The organism is Rufibacter psychrotolerans (assembly GCF_016924645.1).
In the GTDB taxonomy this organism is placed as follows: domain Bacteria; phylum Bacteroidota; class Bacteroidia; order Cytophagales; family Hymenobacteraceae; genus Nibribacter; species Nibribacter psychrotolerans.
In genome coordinates this window covers 100161-117460 of the sequence record NZ_JAFFJV010000013.1, presented here as the reverse complement: position 1 = coordinate 117460, position 17300 = coordinate 100161, and the positions used below count along the sequence as shown (strand labels likewise).

Here is a 17300-nt window from a genome sequence, read left to right as displayed (position 1 = left end):
TATGGTGGCAGCCTCTGGCTTTAGTGCGTTGGGGCAGACGGCGGCAACAGAATAGGTGGAAGGCAGAAGTTCTGCCTGTTTCAAAATTAAGAATAAACTCAACTAAAATCACCGGGGCTGTTCATGGTCCAGTGCTCAATGGACGACCTGAAGTCATACTGAAACCTAAACCCCATGGACATCAGTTTTTTGGGGATGATGTGCGTAGGCGTGGCCGCTTTTTTCACCCTCACCGGATGCACAGGGTTCTTGTCCCGCAGGAGCGCCTGCAGCACCCTGGACACCGGAACTAGCACCCCCGACGGTAAGGCCAGGATAGGCGACGTTAACTTATAGTGCTCCTTGATGATCTGGGCAATCTGCCCGATGGACTCTGTGGGGGTCTCTACATAGTTGTAGATCAGCACAGGGTCCTTTTGCTCCATCATAAAGGTGATGCTGTCCAGGAACCCATAGATGTAGGCATACGACTTCCGGATTTTCTTGGACCCCGGAAAAACAAAGTACCCGTTCCGGATGGCCTTGATCATGCGCATGATGTTGCCCGGGTCGCCGGGGCCGTAGATCACCCCGGGGCGGGTAATGATCAACCGGCGGCCCGGCACGGCGGCCTGCCATTGTAGCTGAAGCTCCTCGGCCGCTTTTTTGGACAACCCGTAGGGCGTGGTGGCGTCCAGCGCCGCGTCTTCATCGGTGGGCTTGATGGTGGGCCCGTACACCGCTATGCTGCTGGTGAAGAAAAGGTTCTGGCACCCCACGGCCGTGGCGTACGCGCAGATGTTCTGGGCTCCTTTGATGTTGGTGGCGTAGTACTCCTGGGGCAGATGACCCGGCTCACGGTGAATGGCAGCCAGGTTAAAGATCCAGTCAGGGGTCTTGTCCGTGAGGTCCAGCGGAATGGGCTCCTGCACGTCTGTTCTGGAAACCGTGAGCGATGGATGCGTGAACGTCAGTTTAGTGTTCAAATCAGCGATGTGCACCGCCGAAAATCGGTTAGACGAGAGCAGCATCTGGGCCAGGTGTTGTCCCACGTAGCCCGCCCCGCCGAAAATAACGCATGAATACATCAATACAGTCTCTAGAGTTATGGTCTGCAAAAGTCGGTAAAAGAACAGGCAGAACAAAACTATCTTCAAGCAGGCGCTTTTCAGCAGGGCAAACGGTCTGTTTCCGGCAGCAGGCCCGCCACGGGTTCCGGTGGGTTTGTTGCCTATGGTGCGGTTGCGCTGCTCGACTAATGGGGCAGAACCTTGTTTTGAAGCCGATTTTTAGAAAACAGCTTAAAATCAGAGTGCTACTCGCTTGGCTTTTTGTGGCCAGAAGTGAGATAGGCTAGGAAAAGGCTGTTGAAGAAGGCGAAGAAAACAATGCCCTTGTTGGTTTGCAGGGTAGACTCAGTGAAGCTGAAGGCGATGAAAATGGTCAGGAAGGCGGTGTACAGCAGTTCCTTTCTGGTAATGGCTTGCCAAAGGTTCCGCCCCAGGTAAACCACCAGGAACAACAGCCCTACCAATCCTACCTTCAGGAAAGTCTCCACGTACTGGCTGTGGGTGTCATAGTCAAGATAACCGATGTCTACCTGGCCGGTGAGCGGATTTATGTTGTTCTGGTTGCCGGTGTACAGGTTGTACTCGCGGTAGATGTTGTTCAGGTGGTACTGGCTGTCGCCGGGACCCACGCCCCCCAGCCACGCGTCTTCGCGGTCAATGATCTCCACGGCGAATTTCCAGAACAACAACCGCAGGGTAAGACCAGAGAACTTGGTGTCATATTGGAAGCGCTCCTGTTGCAGCACCGAGAACTTGGAGTCCATCACTTCCTGGGCGCGGGTCCTGATGTTGGGCACGGAGAGAATGGTGACCAACACGGCCAGCATCAGCCCAGAGGACAGCATGATCCCGAAGGAAGTCTGGCGCTTTCTGGTAAAATGCCGGAAAGTGAAAAGCACCACCAAAGCCACGTAAACCGCTGTAATGGTTTTGGAAGAAAGCAGAAAGATGGTGGCTGTGAGGAGTACAACCCCTGCCCCCTGCAGAAGCCTGACCCGCGGGTTGCCAGTTTGTGGCTTTGAGAGTTGCTCCAAAAAGATAAAGCTGGCGAATACCAGGTACGCCGAAAGGTAAACCGCGTGTATGCCCAGCGGCCGGGAGAAATCATGGTAAAAGAAGTGCGTGAGATTCTGGGTTTGCAGGTAATTGGCCGCAGCCATCACCAGCAAATAAACCGAACAGGCCAGGCAGGAGTACGCAAAGCCCAGGAGCGCCCGCCGTACCTGGCCCTTGCTGATGGTTTGGTGGGTGAGCAGTATGACCGGGAACAGGAGCAGCGGCAGTTTGTGCTCCAGTTCTTTAAAGCCCTGCCTGAGGTCCTGGGTCCAGAGAAGGCCCGTTACAAACAGGAAGTAGATGCCTAAACTCAGCAAGAACTCCCGCTTGCGGGCCGGGGTGGCAAACGGGCGTCGCGTGAAAAAGGAAGCACCGGCTGTGACCAGCAAAGCAGCTATGGCTACGTTGTTGAGCTTGATCCCCAGGGGAAGGGTGACGGCTACGGCAACCAAAAGGTATTGGTAGAGTCGTTCTGTGGCCTGCTTCACGTTTTTGCTTTTCTCCCACTGGCGATAGACGCTAAAAAGCACGCCTCATATTGGGAGATAATGGTTTCCCAGGAAAAAGACTGCTCTATTTTACGCCTGTTATTCTCAATCTTCTCAAATTCTGCCCCTGCCTTGGTTTTGCTCTCCAGGAGCATTTTCACTTCCTCCGGAGTCTGGAAGTAGTAGGCGTTTTCTTCCAGGATGGAGCCGTTAAAGTCATTCTGGTGGGCACAGATAAGGCAGTCTGAGGCCATGGCCTCCAGCAACGACGGGTTGGTGCCGCCCACGGTATGGCCGTGGAAGTACAGGTTAGAATACGCCCTCAGGTTATTGAGCACGTCTATGTTGTAGATGGCTCCCAGGAACTTGATCCGCTTGTCGGGGAATCTGGCTTGCAGGGTTTTGCCCAGCCTGGTGTTCAACCCGCCAATGACCAGCAAAGGCCTGGTGGAGGTGCTGCGGGTAAGCCCTTCCAGAATGGTTTCAATGCTGTTCTCGGGCTCCAGGCGCGCAATCAAAAGATCATACCCGTAGGGCGTTACCCCATAGGGTTGCAGGGCGCTGGGGTTCTTTTCATTGAAGAGCGTGGCGCCGTAGGCAATGTAGTAGGAGGGAACCCCGTACTTTGCCTGCAGGTACTTCTCAATGCCCTTGGAATCAGAAACCAGCACATCGCTTTTGGCCACCGCCAGTTTTTCGGCTATTTTCAGAAACTGTTTGGTAAACCGGCCATACTTTGACCTTTTCCACTCCAGGCCGTCCATGTTGGTCACTACCAGCGAATGGCCAGGGAACAAGTCGCTCCAGATGGAGCTGCTGGTGTAGCCCAACTGCAGGATAATATCAAACCGCTGGGTTCTGGAGTGCCGGATGCAGTTGAGGTCATAGAAAAACTGGCCAGCCGTGCCCAGCTTGTGCTCCGGGTCATACTGGTGCACAATGGTCACGCCTTTCCACTGGGGCTGCTGGTACGGGTGGGAATGGGAGTTGTACACCGTGACCTGGTGCCCTCTTTCCACCAGGCCCAGAGAGAGGTATTCTGCCAATTGCTCAAAACCACCGTAGTGGTTGGGAACGCCCCGCGTGCCTAAGATTGCAATGTTCATTGCTGTAATGCTAGTTTATAAGCCTCCAATGTTTTAGCGGCGGTAATCTCCCAGGTATAGTTGTTCAGGATCTTTTGCCGCAAGCCCTCGGTAAAGGGAGCCGCCATGGCCTGGTCAATCGCTGCCCTGATTGAGGCCGGATCTTCTGGGTTGCAGTAGAAGGCGTAGTCTTCAAAGTATTCCTCCGTGTCGCCTTTGTCGGTGATGACCACGTTGCAGCCCATCACGGCCGCCTCCAGGCTCGCCAGCCCGGTGGTCTCAAAGAAGGAAGGCAGCACGTGCACCTTCGCGGAGTTGAACATCTGGTAGAGTTCCTCCTCAGACACCCGGCTCACAAACTTCACGTTGGCCGTTGCCTCTGCCTTGCACCGGTTGTAGTAGCCAATGTTGTTGGGCGATGGCAAGCCCAGGATGACCAGCTGGTAAGGAGCGTCTTTCATGGCCCGCACCAGGTTTAGCTGGTTCTTGCGGCCCTCAATTCTGGCCACGCAGATAACGGTGTCTTTGTACTCTTCCAGCACCTTGGTGGTGCTGTAATACATAGCAGGGTCAATGGCGTTGGGAATAACCATGCAGGTGTTCTCCATGCGGTACTTGTCTACCAGCCGCCGGTACTCGTTCAAAGAATTGGGCAGCAGGACCTTGGCCTGCCTGATCAAGCGCTTCACCGATTTCCTATGGCCGTGCCACAGGTAGCTGGGGCTGATGATTTTCTCGCCGTTTTTCAGAAAACGGGCAATAACCTTTAGGTACTCAATAGAGTCCTCAGAGAAAAAGGTGTTTAAGAACCGGCCCAGGCCTTCGCGGTTTTTCTTCTCGTAGCCGCCGTAATCCAGGAAAATGGTGGAGATGACAAAGGGCTTGCCCGATGCCTCGGCGTGGTGCAGGAGGTCGGCAGGCCTGATGATGTTGAAGAAATGCAGCAGGTCATACTGCTGGTAGTCAACGGGCTCATTGCTTAGCTTAATGTCTACCTGCACGCCTAACTGGCGCATGTAGTGCGCCGTTAACTCAATTTGTTTGGTATCGCCGCCCGGCGAGGAAAACAGGGTGGATCTGGAAATATAGGCAACTTTCATTAGGACACGGTGGAAGGGGAGGCCGGAAGTTTCTTTCTCTCAAACTGGTCAAAGCAAGGCACAAAGGCCAGCACCCAAATGGTGTATTCGGCCACGTTGGTGACGTAACTTCCGGTAAACTGGTAAATAAACATGTAAATGAACAGCATGGAGCGGAAGGTGCTGTCATAGGTTCTGGTCTTGTAGAAGAAGTAGAACAGCAGGAAAAACCTGAGCCCAAACCCCAGAAACCCAAAGATAGCAATGGTTTCGGCCGCCGCGCAGGGAATGTACACGATGGGCACGTCTTCGCGGGTGTAGTTGTAGTGGTTTCTGATCACAGGGTCTCCCACCACTTTTATCTGGCCTTGCCCCACCCCAAACGCAAGGCTTTTGAGCTCGGCAATCTTGTAGGAAAGCAGAAAGGCCTCGTAGGTTCTTCCCTTCCCAGAGGCATCCCTGCCTTCAATAAAATTCTCGATGCGTAGGAACAACGGATTTTTGGGGAAGAAGATAAAGGCAAACAGGGCACCAAGAAGCGCCACCGAGGCCATAGTACCGGTAATCCTCAGGAAGTTCTTTTTTAGGATATAGTGCCTTAGCTTGAAGAGGAAAAAGAAAAAAACACTCAGGGCCAGGCAGATCCAGATGCCCAGGGAAAAGGCCAGCCCCACGGAAAGCAGGAGTGTCAGGAGCAGGTACAGGTACTTTTTCCGGGGGCTATGAACCAACGAGGCCACATAGTACAGCACCAGCGGAACCAGCAGGGTGGAGTAGTACGAGGGCTCATAGGTAAACATGGCCAGGCGCCTGTAGCCGTCCATCTTGTCTGAGATGTTGCTGATGCTCCAGAAGGTCCTTAGATAGGGCGTATTGAAGTACGCTAAGGCTATAAGGGTCAGGGCAAAGTTGATGAGGGTGAGCCGGTCAAAGAGCGCGTTCAACCCTTGCTTCTTCTCCAGGTAGGTTTTGAGGGCATACGTGTAGATATAGCACGAAAGCAGCAACACCGTGGAGAGCGCGTAGTACTTGAGCACCACGCCGTTTATAAGGTGGATTACCGCAAAAGGGGCTAAAAACAGCAGAAACCTGACAATGACGTATTTCTTTTGGTTTAGCAGAAGCCATACATAGAACAGGGGCGACAGAATGCCGGTAAAGAGCAACCCGTACGGCAGCCAGGTGCTATTTATGAAGAAATAGATGTAGGCGAAAGGACGGTATTTGTTGATTTTCATGGACGCGCTACCCCCGGTTTACCATTGAACAAAAAGTCTCTGGTGGCCATCACTACCGCCTTGGCCCGGTCAAACTTGAAAAGCGCCGTCCGTTTGGCCACCCTGATCAGGTTAGAGGCAACCACAAAGGGTACCTTTCCCCTCAGATTTCTATGGGTGAACCGCAAAGCGTTAAGGGTGTAGTAATACTCCGCCAGGTATCCCCGGCCAATAGACGTACTTATTTTATCATAGACCACGGCATCCTCGCAAACCTGTAACCTGTATCCCTGCCGCTTGGCGCGGTAACACCACTCGGTCTCTTCCCAGTACAGAAAAAAGCTTTCCTCCATTAGGCCCAGGTCCCTGAAGCTGGCAGCGGACGTGAAAAGCGCCCCACCCGAGATATAGTCAATCTCTGCCTGCTCAGAAGCGGAGTGTACCATAGAAACCGTACCCGTGTAGGAGTTGATCTTGCCGGCCCCCAGGTTCAGGGTGTGGGTAGGCGCCTCGTAGCTTTTTACCCGCGAGCCCAGGATAACCTTTGCGGGCTGGTGTTGGGCACAGGCAACCAGATGACGCAGGGTGTCTTCCTCCACCACCATGTCGGGGTTCAGCATCCAGACGTAACTTTCGGTTGTCAGGAGCTTTTTAAGAAACAGGTTATTGCCCGCGGCAAAGCCATGGTTATTTCTGGCCTGCACAAGGGTGAGCAGGGGGGCAGGTGCTGATACATCAACGGCCTCCAATTCTTCCTCGGTCAGGGTGCAAAAGGTAAGCTCCTGTTTGCGAGGAGAAGAGAAGAGGTGCTGCAACCGGGGGTTAGGGCAGGTAAACGCCTGCTTGCCGGCTGCCCAGTCCGCCAGGTGTTGCACAGAGTTGTTCTGGGAGTCGTTGTCAATGACCACCACCCTGAAATGCGAGTAGGTGCTTCTCAGCAGGCTTTCCAGACACTCCATAGTATCTGTCCACCGCTTGTAATTGACAATAACAATATAGACCAGGGAAGACATGGCTATTTACTGGTTAATGGAAAAAAAGCACCTGCTCTGTAATCTTGGTATCCCTTCAGGATAAACTTCAATTTCTGGCCTTTATTTTCCTCAAAGAGCAAAATGCGGGCGAAATCTACCAGAAGGTGCTTCCATTCTGCTTTGTAGTACTCCGGAAACTGCTTTCTGTACTTGTGCATCACATACAGCCGGTTACGGGTAATGTAGTACCTTCTCTCCGGCGAATGATGGGTGGTGGCTACCTGCACGTGCAGCAGCCGGTGCACCTTCACCGCCCCTAAGTTATGGTAAAGGATGCTTTTGTTTGACTGCAGGACCTTGTACCCCTGGCTTTGTAGCCTAAGGCAGTATTCATGGTCTATGTAGTCAATGAACAGCTTGGTCTCAAAGGGGCCCACTTTCTGGTAAGCCTGCAAGTTAAGCAGGTTCCCGGAGGTCATAGCAATTTTTGTTTCGGTAACGGCGGCCTGGGGTACTGAGGTAAGGGCGGCGTGCTTGTCTACGTGCACCGGCGAGACAAGCCCAATGGGGGCAGCGGCGTGTTCCCGAATGGCTTCCTGCATGGTTGCCAGCATAGTTGGGGCGGCTTTGCTGTCCTGGTCCATGGTCAAAAGCCAGCGGTAGCCCGTGGCTAGTGCCTTCCCGGCTCCCTGGTTCAGGGCAAAGGCAAGTCCTTTGTTTTGTCGGTTTTCCAGCAGGGTTACCTTGGGCTGTGCTTTTAGAAACGTATACAGCGGGTCTGGTACGTGGGCTGAGTTCAGCACCACAAACAGCTCGGCCACGGCATCCAGGTAGGAGAGGATGTTCTCCTTTACTTCTGGGCTGGGGTTGTACAAAACCACTACGCCGGCCGTGTTCTCAGGTGTGCTTAGTTCCATGGTGGATGCTGAATGTGGGCCTAAAATTACTTACCGCAGGTGGGGTTTTGCTCTAAGCAGCGCAACAATAATCCCGGCGGTGATGAATACCTCGGTGACCAGGACCGTTACGGCGGTGCCGTACGCCAGAAAGTGCCTGCTTAGCAAAAGGTTGAGCCCCACGTTAAGCACAGAGCCCGTCACCATCACAGCGCTGTACAGTTTCTTAAGCCCATAGGCCAGGAGCAATTGGTTGGCCCATATGTTCAAAGATACAATAAAGGGTACAACGCTTAAAATGCGCAGCAGGTCCATAATGGCAGGATCATAGGTGTCAGTGAAGTAGAAGACAATAGGCCCGGCAAAGGCGAAAGTACCCACGCAGGCCACCAGGATCATGAGACTGAAGGGAAGGTACAATCGTTTGACAAACCTTTTCAACTCTTCAACCGATTTGGTTGCCATGCCGCACAAGGCGGGATACGTGACCTGGTAAAAGATCACCAGCAACTGCCTGATGGAATTCACCACCTTCTCGGCCACCCCGTAGATTCCCACGGCTACTTCGTTGCCGGTGTATCCCAAAATTACAATGTTGGAGCTGATGTACAGGTTCACGGTAAGGTTAGAAAGAAAAATCTGCCAGCCTTCCTTCAACTGGTGCACCACACTGCCCGGAGTACTGAGGCTGAAGTGGAGGGCATCCCTTTTAGAGGCAATCAGGATGCCGATAACCCCGATCAGGATGGCCCCCAAACCGTAGATCAGGTTAATGTAGAGGTAATCCTCCTCGGTTTTCAGGACCAGCAGAATCAGGATCACCGAAACCACTTTGGACAGTAAATTGAAGTAGGAGAGCACCTTGATGTTCTCAATGCCCTGGAAATACCAGATGGGCAACAAGGCCTGCCCAATGACCAAGGTGTACGTGAGCAGGTAGAGTTTCAGCAGGGCAGGGTCGCCGTGCCAGAGCAACCCCGCTAGCAGCAGCACAAAACCGGCCATGGTGAGAAAGGCCTTGGTGGTGAAAACGGTACTGAAGATGGCCTGCAGTTGGGCTTTGTCTTCGCGGTGCACCGAGATATCACGGGTAGCGGTCAGGTTAAACCCGTAATCGGTGAAAATGATAAAGTAATTGATGACAATCTGCGCCACCGTGATCACCCCAAACTTTTCAATCCCTATTTTCTTGATGATGTAGGGGGTGAGGAGAATAGGAATGAGGAAATTGATCAGCTGTACAGACCCTAAGGACAGAAAATTCTTGGCTATTCTGCGTTCAGACAGGTTGAAACTGTTTAACTTAAGCAGGCTGCTTTTAAGAAAATCCATTGAGGTTGGATAAGCAAAGTCTAAGGGGTGACGAACGCAGGTGCCGCGGGGCAGTTGCTTTAACGTACAAATATAGCCTCTTTCCTGCTAACCTCACCAGTATTCCTGCACGGGAGGGGCCGCTCAGCCCCGGGGCACTGACCTGTACAAAGGCTTAAATAGACTTCTGCCTTTGTAAGTATTCCTGTTTTCCATAGTTTTGTCAGGCAGTAAGTGATGTACCAAATGCGTGAGACTGATAAAATGAGCAGAAAAGTAAGCGAAGACGAGATTGACTTAGATGTCCTGTTTGGCAGGATGAATCGCTTCTTCAGCAGACTTTACGGAGGGATAAAAAGTGTTTTCCGGTTTCTTAGAAGGAAGGCGCTGACGCTCCTGCTTTTCACGCTGGTGGGCCTGGCGGCGGCCTTCGGACTGCATACAGTCTCGCGGCCGTACTACTCTTCTGATATGACCATGGTGCTGCCCGAGGTGAGAAATGAGTACGTAGAGGACCTGGTCTCTAACCTGAACCTGATGGTGAAGGAAAAGAACAGCAAGCAGGTCTCCAAACACCTGGGCATCAGCGAGCAGACGGCCCTCGACCTTAAAGGGGTGACCTATCAAACCCTGGATCAGGGCATTCCCCAGGACAGCGTACTGGAAGGCGGGCCTTTTATAGTCACCGTGGAGGTGTACAACAACCAGGTGTTCGACTCGCTGCAGACTGGCATTGCCCGTTACCTGGGCAACAACCACTACTTCAACAAGCAAAGACAGATCAAACAGGAGCATCTGGGCCGCCTGGTAGACAAGCTGAAAGAAGACATCGCCTCACTGGACAGCGTAAAACGGAAAGCCATAGAGTTGAACGGCCCCGCCAACGGGCTTGTCTACGGCGAAGCGCTTGACCCCTCACAGCTGTACCGCGAAAGCCTGAGTTTCTATGAAAAACAGACGGGCATAGAAGCCGAGATCAAGCGTTTAAATAACATTGAGGTGGTGGTAGGGTTTATTCCGCGCCTTGCCCCGTCGGGCCCCAGCCTGGTGAAATACCTGCTGGTGGGTGCCTTGAGTGCTTTTCTTCTGGGCTGCCTGGTGGCCCTGTATGCAGATAAAAGGAGGGTGGCCTAAGCCCCACCGTTTTGGGCCGCTTTCTCAAAAAACAGCCCTGAAACAAAAAAAGCCGGTAATGGATACCGGCTTTTTTTGTTTCAGGGCTGTTTTGTTTAAATCTCGGTTAAATCGTCTTCCTTCTGGTGCAGCCAGCTCAGGTTGTACAGGTCTTTGCGGCGGTCTCTGAGGTTGCGCACGCTACCCGTGGTGTTCAGGTCCTTGAGCAGGTCCAGGTCCAGGTCGGCGATGAGGGTCATCTCGGTGTTGGGGGTGGCTTCGGCAATGATGGCGTCATGCGGGAAAGCCACGTCTGAGGGCGAGAACACCGCCGACTGCGAGTACTGGATGTCCATGTTCTCTACGCGGGGCAGGTTGCCCACGCTGCCGGTAATGGCCACGTAGCACTCGTTCTCAATGGCCCGGGCCTGGGCGCAGTGCCGCACCCGCAGGTAAGCATTCTTGGTATCGGTCTGGTAGGGCACGAAGAGGATCTTCATGTCCTGGTCTGAGAGCATACGGGCCAACTCGGGGAACTCCACGTCATAGCAGATGAGGAGGCCAATCTTCCCGAAATCGGTATCAAACACGTTGAGCTTGTTGCCCCCGCGCATGCCCCAGTACTGCGACTCGTCGGGGGTCACGTGCAGTTTGTACTGCTTGTCGTAGGTGCCATCGCGGCGGCAGAGGTAGCTTACATTGTGCAGTTTGTTGTCAATGTACTCGGGCATGCTGCCGGCAATGATGTTGATGTTGTAGGAAAGCGCCAGGTGAATCAGGCGCTCCCGGATGCCGTCGGTGTACTCAGCCAGCTTCCGGATGGCGGCCGATGGGGTGGACTCGTCAGACAAGGCCATGAGGGGCGCGTTGAAGAACTCGGGGAACATGACCATGTCTGCCTTGTAGGAGCTCACGGTGTCCACAAAGAACTCTACCTGCTGCTCAAAGTCTTCCAGCGAGGTCATCTGCCGCATCTGCCATTGGATCACGCCAATGCGCACCACGCGCTTGGTACCGCCCACCAGCTTCTCTTTTTCCTCATAGTACACGTTGATCCACTCCAGCAGGGAGGCATAGGCCTTGGACTCCGCATCCTGCGGCATGTAGCCCCTGATGATCTTTCTTACGTGAAAGCCGTTGCTGAGCTGGAACGTGAGAATTGGGTCATAGATCTCTTTGTTTCGCACCTGCTCAATGTACTTGCCGGGCGTCATGCGGTCGGCAAATTCGCGGTAGCCGGGAATGCGGCCGCCCAGGATGATGCCGCGCAGGTTCAGGTTCTCGCAGAGTTCCTTGCGGGCGTCGTACAGACGGCGGCCCAGGCGCAGGTTGCGGTACTCGGGGTGCACGAACACGTCTACGCCGTACAGCGTGTCGCCCTCGGGGTCATGCGTGTCAAACTTACCGCCGCCCACAATCTGCTCGTAGGTGTGTTTGTCGCCAAACTCAGAATAATCCACGATGATGCTGAGGGCGGCGGCCACCACGCGGCCTTTGTCCTCAATACACAGCTGGCCCTCTGGGAAGCGCTTGAGAAGGGTAGAGAATTCTTTTTGGGTCCAGGAGCCGCCCAGGTTGGTGTAGACCAGCTCCATGATCTGTTTCACCTCTTTGTAATCAGAAGTGGTAAGCTGACGCAGGATTAACTTATGCTCGGTATTTTCACTCATGTTTTTAAATCGGTTAGCAAACGCCTATGCCTGGCCTGGAGGAAGCACCTGCCGGCCGGGCAAGTGCTTTTCCTGAAGGTTGCCAACACGGCATAGTTCAAAGGTACAAAAGCAACGCTAGGCATTCAAGCCCGAGGTCCTGGTGAGGGTATACGGCCTTTTAGGCACGATTATCGAAAAAAGGCCCAAAAACAGCCAAAGACCCGGACAAGCGGAGCCGGTTGCCTGACCTGAACAAACTTGGTTAAATATTAATTTCAGGAATCTCGCCCTCAATGATGAGTTTTCCCTGAGTGGCGGCGGCTATCTGCTCCACCGTTACGCCGGGCGCCCGCTCCAGCAGCCGGAAGCCCTCTGGCGTCACTTCCAGCACGGCCAGGTCGGTGACAATCTTCTTCACGCAGGCCAGGCCGGTGATGGGCAGGGTGCAGTCTTTGAGCAACTTAGACTGTCCGTCTTTGGAGGTGTGCTGCATGGCCACGATGATGTTTTTGGCCGAGGCTACCAGGTCCATGGCCCCGCCCATTCCCTTCACCATCTTGCCGGGTATTTTCCAGTTGGCAATGTCGCCCCGCTCCGAGACTTCCATGGCCCCCAGGATGGTGAGGTGCACGTGCTCGCCCCGGATCATGGCAAAGCTGTCGGCGGAGCTGAAAATGGAGGAGCCCGGCAGGGTGGTCACCGTTTGCTTACCGGCGTTGATCAGGTCGGGGTCTACCTCGTCCTCGGTGGGGAAGGGCCCCATGCCCAGCAGGCCGTTCTCACTCTGCAGCACCACGTCTATGCCCTGGGGAATGTAGTTGGCCACCAAGGTGGGAATGCCAATGCCCAGGTTCACGTAATACCCGTCTTGCAGTTCTTTTGCTATTCTTTTGGCAATGCCGTGTTTATCTAACATAATGTGCTAATGTCTTAATGTGCTGATGTGCTATTTCTGCTTGGTGGAGGAAATGATTTTAGTCAAGAGTTTCTGGAGTTCCAGTAGCATCTCCAGTCTGTCATCTATGGCAGGATACTGCTGACTGTGCTTGCAGAGCAACAGCCAATATTCTGTTTCGGTGGCTTCTTTGGCGGCAATCTTGAGTTTATGGATGAAATCGGCGCGGCTTTCCGCGTGCTGGGCCTCCCAGACGTTGGCCCCAATGGAGGTGCCGCTTTTCAGGAGTTGGTTGGCCACCACAAACTTGCGCAGTTGCTCCAATGCCTCGGTGTATTGAATGATGGATAGGGCAAAATCAAAAGACTTTGCCACAATGGCGTTCCCTTTTTTTACAGATCCATTTTCCATGAGTTTAACCATCAAAATAGGTGCAATCTTATGGCAAGTGCAAATGGCTCATTAGCACATGAGCACATTAAACAATTAGCACATTACCGAGTAGTTCGCTGCTCAATCCGTTTCTCGTAGTCTTTGCCCTGGTAAATGCGCTGCACGTAGATGCCGGGGGTGTGGATTAGGTTGGGGTCCAGTTCGCCTACGGGAACCAGTTCCTCCACCTCGGCAATGGTGATGGTGCCGGCGGTGGCCATCATGGGGTTGAAGTTGCGGGCCGTGCCTTTGTAGATGAGGTTGCCGGCGGTGTCGCCCTTCCAGGCTTTCACCAGTGCGAAATCGGCTTTGAGCCAGGTCTCCATCAGGTACATCTTGCCGTTGAACTCGCGGCTTTCCTTGCCTTCGCCCACCTCGGTGCCGTAGCCCGCCGGGGTGAAAAAAGCCGGAATGCCCGCGCCGCCGGCCCGGATGCGCTCGGCCAGGGTGCCCTGCGGAATCAGTTCCACTTCCAATTCTCCCGAGAGCAGCTGCCGCTCAAACTCGGCGTTCTCGCCCACGTAGCTGGAGATCATCTTTTTTACCTGGCGCTTCTGCAGCATCAGGCCAATGCCGAAATCATCAACCCCCGCGTTGTTGGAAATGCAGGTCAGGTCTTTGATGCCTTTGCGCAGGATTTCCTTGATGGAGTTTTCCGGAATGCCGCACAGCCCAAAGCCGCCCAGCATTAAGGTGGCCCCGTCTGGAATATCCTGGCAGGCGGCGGCGGCATCTTGTACCACTTTATTTATCATAAGAATCTACTGATGAAGGTGGAGTATACATTAGAATCGTGAATCTGGGAGGGGAGAGGCAGGGACTGTTTCAGGTCTGTTTTCCGCAAAACAGCCCTGAAACAGCCCTAGGGCATACGCTTGGCCGACATTGTTCCGCCGAAGTACGCCATGGGCAGAAAAAGGAGCACTGCCGCTACCGTAAACCAGACCGGGTGCGGCAAGGCTACCAGGTTGGCAATACCGGCCGCCAGCAGCAAAATGCCCACTAACAAGGCGTGCAGAACGGGTCTGTGAACGGCGTACCGGGCGGCCACCATGCCCCCGAAGAAGGAGCCCAGTGCGTAGGCCAGCAGTACTAACAGCAAGGCAGGGGTTGGGGCGTTGGCCAGGGCAGCGGAGGCGGCCTCCAGGTCTTCCGGGTCCAGGTTGGCGGGTACCGGATACAATTGGTGGCTGAGGTATTGTACCAGGCTAATGGTGAATACGCCTACGGCGGCTCCGCCTAAAACAGAGAGAATGCTTCTGAACATGCTGCAGTCTTGTGTACGTGAACAAACCAGAACCGGGCTTGCTTCCCTCTGTCTCTATCGTGAAAGCCCAGGGTGAAGTTACGGTTTTCTCTGGTTTATCCTAACACTTGTAAGGCTGCCAGCTTGTCTTGGTGCAGTTGTTGGGTGAGTTCCTCCAGCCCGGAGAATTTCTCCTCGGGGCGCAGGTACGCAATGAAAAGGAGGGTGATCTCCTGGCCGTACAGGTCGGCGTCAAAGTCAAACAGGTTCACCTCAATGGTTTGGCGGTCGCCCTGCACAGTGGGGTTGGTGCCGATGCTCAGCATGCCCTTGTAGGGGCCCGCCGGGGTTTGCACCCGCACGGCATAGATGCCCTGGGCGGGCACCAGCTTGAGTTTTTCCCGGGGCTCCAGATTGGCAGTGGGGTAGCCCAGGGTGCGGCCCAGTTGCTTGCCCTGCACCACGGTGCCGGTAAGGGAATACGGCCGGCCCAGGTAACGGGCGGCAGTGTCCACGTCGCCGCGCTCCAGCGCGGTCCTGATCTTGCTGGAGCTTACGCCCACGGCGTCCACATCCTGGCGCGGTATTTCTTCCACCTCAAAGCCGTAGCGCTGGGCGTTGGCCTGCAGGTAGTCAAAGCCGCCCTCGCGGTTCTTCCCGAACCGGTGGTCGTAGCCAATCACCAGCTTTTTTGTCCGGATGGTGTTGATCAGGATCTTCTGGATGTACTCCTCTGACGAAAGCTGGGCAAATTCTTTGGTGAACGGCAGCAGCAGCAGGTAATCTACCCCGTACTGCCGAAGGGCCTCAATGCGCTCTTCAATGGTGGACAGCAGCCGCAGGGAGTCGTCGTTGGGGTTAAGGACGGTGCGCGGGTGCGGCCAATAGGTAATCACCACGCTCTGCCCGTTGTTCTGGCGGGCGGCCTCCGTCAGTTTGGATAGGATTTTCTGGTGCCCCACGTGAACGCCGTCAAACGTGCCCGAGGTGACCACGGCATGCGACAGCGCCGGGAATTGGCTAAGCTCCTGGATGACGATCATGGTGCGTCCCTTGTTTTTCGCGGAGTTCCTGCAGTTGGTCTAAAGTCATGGCATCTTCCAGGCGGTACTCCCCAATGCGGGTGCGCACCAGTTTAGACAGGTAGGCCCCACACCCCAGTTTGGCGCCAAAGTCGCGGGCTAGGCTGCGGATGTAGGTTCCCTTGGAGCATACTACCCTAAACCCCACTTGGTTGTCCTCCACAGACGTAATCTCAAACTGCTTGATGGTGATGCGCTTGGATTTGATCTCGGCGGCTTCGCCCCGGCGAGCCAGGGAGTAGGCGCGTTCGCCGTTCACCTTTACCGCCGAGTAAATGGGCGGCGTCTGGTCAATCTCGCCCAGGAAAGAATCCGCCGCTTCGCGCAGCATGTCCCCGGTGAGGTGGTCGGTGGGGGCGGTGCTGTCTATCTCGGTTTCCAGGTCAAACGACGGCGTGGTATGGCCCAGCACAAAGGTGCCGGTGTATTCCTTCTCCTGCGCCTGAATTTCCTCAATGCGCTTGGTGAACTTACCGGTGCACAGAATGAGCAAACCGGTGGCCAAGGGATCAAGGGTGCCGGCGTGGCCGATCTTCTTGATGCGCAGGGCAAACTTGGTTTTCTTCACCACGTCAAAAGAAGTCCAGGTGAGGGGTTTGTCCATCAACAGGATGGCCCCGGCCTCAAAATCATAGGGAGCTTCTTGCATTACAGTAACTGGATATCTACGCCTAAACCTAACAACAACAGCAGCACCAGGCCTACCACCAGGCGGTAGTAGCCAAACAGTTTGAAGCCGTATTTGGTCAAAAAGCCTACAAAGAACTTGATGGCCGCCATGGCCACCAGGAAAGCCACCATGTTGCCCACGGCCAGCACCTGCCATTCCTGCGCAGTAATGGCGTTGAAGCCCGCCTGGATCTTGGGCAGGTTGAAGGTGAGCACATCAGAGATCTCCAGGTGCAGCAGGTCTTTGATCACGCTGTAGGTGGTGGCGGCCAGCATGGTGGGCACCGCCATGAAAAAGGAAAACTCGGCCGCCGATTTGCGGGTCATGCGCTGGGTAAGCCCCCCAATGATGGAAGACGCCGAACGGGAAACTCCCGGAATCATGGCGATGCACTGGAACAAGCCAATGATAAAGGCGTTGCGGTAGCTGGGCGTAGTTACCGGGTGCTCTTTCTCGGTGAACAAACGGTCCACGTAGATCAGGAACAAACCACCTAGCAACAGGCTGATGGCCACAATCTCCACGCGCTCCAGCATGGCATAGACCAGGTCTTTGAGCAGGAAGCCAATGGCCAGGGCGGGGATCACCGCCGTCAATAATTTCTTATAGAAATCAACTGAATTGATAAAACGCTTCCAGTACAGCACCACCACCGAGAGGATAGCCCCAAATTGAATGGAAACGGTAAACATCTTAGTGAACTCAAAGGAACTGATGCCCATCAGGCTGGAGGCAATCACCATGTGTCCGGTGGAGGAAACCGGTAAGAACTCTGTCAATCCTTCTACAATGGCTAAGATGATAGCTTGCCAAATACTCATTTAAACGTTTTTGCGGGGTTTTGCCAGAATGGCGAAGAATTGAATCAGGAAACCGATGACCAGGATGATGGGACCCAGGGTGAGACCCAGGAAGCCGTAGCCGTAGGGTTCAGCGTCCAGGGCCATGATGATAAAGCCAATGGCCATGACCAGCAGGCCCACCAGCATGATCTGGTAGTTCCTCCGGCCAAACGCGAAGGGGGAAGGATTTTTGTTTTCCATAAAGGATATTGC

The 17300-nt window shown here is 54.3% G+C and carries 18 protein-coding genes; 1 reads left to right on the top strand and 17 read right to left on the bottom strand.

Features of this window, described 5'->3' with window-relative positions:
• Positions 1-98: 98 nt before the first annotated feature.
• The 8 genes from JT718_RS13565 to JT718_RS13530 form a co-directional block, all read right to left on the bottom strand.
• Positions 99-1067 (bottom strand): NAD-dependent epimerase/dehydratase family protein, encoded by a 969-nt coding sequence (locus tag JT718_RS13565; protein ID WP_205503248.1) that lies wholly within the window; start codon positions 1065-1067, stop codon positions 99-101.
• Between the two features lie 227 nt (positions 1068-1294).
• Positions 1295-2593 (bottom strand): O-antigen ligase family protein, encoded by a 1299-nt coding sequence (locus tag JT718_RS13560; RefSeq protein ID WP_205503247.1) that lies wholly within the window; start codon positions 2591-2593, stop codon positions 1295-1297.
• On the bottom strand, positions 2590-3699 hold the full coding sequence (locus JT718_RS13555; RefSeq protein ID WP_205503246.1) for a DUF1972 domain-containing protein: 1110 nt from the start codon (positions 3697-3699) through the stop codon (positions 2590-2592). The genes JT718_RS13560 and JT718_RS13555 overlap by 4 nt, the downstream gene beginning before the upstream one ends.
• Complete coding sequence (locus JT718_RS13550; RefSeq protein ID WP_205503245.1) at positions 3696-4778, bottom strand: glycosyltransferase family 4 protein; 1083 nt, start codon at positions 4776-4778, stop codon at positions 3696-3698. Before JT718_RS13550 ends, JT718_RS13555 begins: the two co-directional genes overlap by 4 nt.
• Positions 4778-5995 (bottom strand): YniB family protein, encoded by a 1218-nt coding sequence (locus tag JT718_RS13545; RefSeq protein WP_205503244.1) that lies wholly within the window; start codon positions 5993-5995, stop codon positions 4778-4780. Before JT718_RS13545 ends, JT718_RS13550 begins: the two co-directional genes overlap by 1 nt.
• Positions 5992-6987: a glycosyltransferase family 2 protein gene (locus JT718_RS13540; protein ID WP_205503243.1), complete on the bottom strand. Its 996-nt coding sequence runs from the start codon at positions 6985-6987 to the stop codon at positions 5992-5994. The genes JT718_RS13545 and JT718_RS13540 overlap by 4 nt, the downstream gene beginning before the upstream one ends.
• Positions 6988-6989: 2 nt before the next feature.
• Positions 6990-7865, bottom strand: coding sequence for a glycosyltransferase family 2 protein (locus JT718_RS13535; protein WP_205503242.1), 876 nt, complete (start codon positions 7863-7865; stop codon positions 6990-6992).
• A gap of 30 nt (positions 7866-7895) precedes the next feature.
• Complete coding sequence (locus JT718_RS13530) at positions 7896-9176, bottom strand: oligosaccharide flippase family protein (RefSeq protein WP_205503241.1); 1281 nt, start codon at positions 9174-9176, stop codon at positions 7896-7898.
• A gap of 225 nt (positions 9177-9401) precedes the next feature.
• Between JT718_RS13530 and JT718_RS13525 the strand changes: the two genes are divergently transcribed.
• Entirely contained in the window at positions 9402-10289 is an 888-nt protein-coding gene (locus JT718_RS13525) for a chain length determinant protein (RefSeq protein ID WP_205503240.1), read from the top strand.
• A gap of 95 nt (positions 10290-10384) precedes the next feature.
• Here JT718_RS13525 and JT718_RS13520 read toward each other — a convergent pair whose 3' ends face one another.
• From JT718_RS13520 to JT718_RS13480, 9 genes are all read right to left on the bottom strand, one after another.
• Positions 10385-11938, bottom strand: a complete 1554-nt coding sequence (locus JT718_RS13520; protein ID WP_205503239.1) for a bifunctional GNAT family N-acetyltransferase/carbon-nitrogen hydrolase family protein — start codon at positions 11936-11938, stop codon at positions 10385-10387.
• Positions 11939-12182: 244 nt separating this feature from the next.
• On the bottom strand, positions 12183-12836 hold the full coding sequence (locus JT718_RS13515) for a CoA transferase subunit B (protein ID WP_205503238.1): 654 nt from the start codon (positions 12834-12836) through the stop codon (positions 12183-12185).
• 30 nt (positions 12837-12866) lie between these two features.
• Positions 12867-13226, bottom strand: a complete 360-nt coding sequence (locus JT718_RS13510) for a four helix bundle protein (RefSeq protein ID WP_205503237.1) — start codon at positions 13224-13226, stop codon at positions 12867-12869.
• A gap of 83 nt (positions 13227-13309) precedes the next feature.
• Entirely contained in the window at positions 13310-14002 is a 693-nt protein-coding gene (locus JT718_RS13505) for a CoA transferase subunit A (protein ID WP_205503236.1), read from the bottom strand.
• Positions 14003-14109: 107 nt separating this feature from the next.
• Positions 14110-14514: a hypothetical protein gene (locus JT718_RS13500; protein ID WP_205503235.1), complete on the bottom strand. Its 405-nt coding sequence runs from the start codon at positions 14512-14514 to the stop codon at positions 14110-14112.
• A 95-nt stretch (positions 14515-14609) separates the two neighbouring features.
• Complete coding sequence (locus tag JT718_RS13495) at positions 14610-15536, bottom strand: bifunctional riboflavin kinase/FAD synthetase (RefSeq protein ID WP_205503234.1); 927 nt, start codon at positions 15534-15536, stop codon at positions 14610-14612.
• Positions 15514-16224 carry a tRNA pseudouridine(55) synthase TruB gene (truB, locus tag JT718_RS13490; RefSeq protein ID WP_205503233.1) on the bottom strand — a complete coding sequence of 237 codons (711 nt, stop codon included), beginning with the start codon at positions 16222-16224 and terminating at the stop codon, positions 15514-15516. The genes JT718_RS13495 and truB overlap by 23 nt, the downstream gene beginning before the upstream one ends.
• The gene (locus tag JT718_RS13485; protein WP_205503232.1) at positions 16224-17066 is read right to left on the bottom strand and encodes an undecaprenyl-diphosphate phosphatase; all 843 of its coding nucleotides are present in this window, start codon (positions 17064-17066) and stop codon (positions 16224-16226) included. Before JT718_RS13485 ends, truB begins: the two co-directional genes overlap by 1 nt.
• The gene (locus tag JT718_RS13480; RefSeq protein WP_205503231.1) at positions 17067-17288 is read right to left on the bottom strand and encodes a DUF3098 domain-containing protein; all 222 of its coding nucleotides are present in this window, start codon (positions 17286-17288) and stop codon (positions 17067-17069) included.
• Positions 17289-17300: the final 12 nt, after the last annotated feature.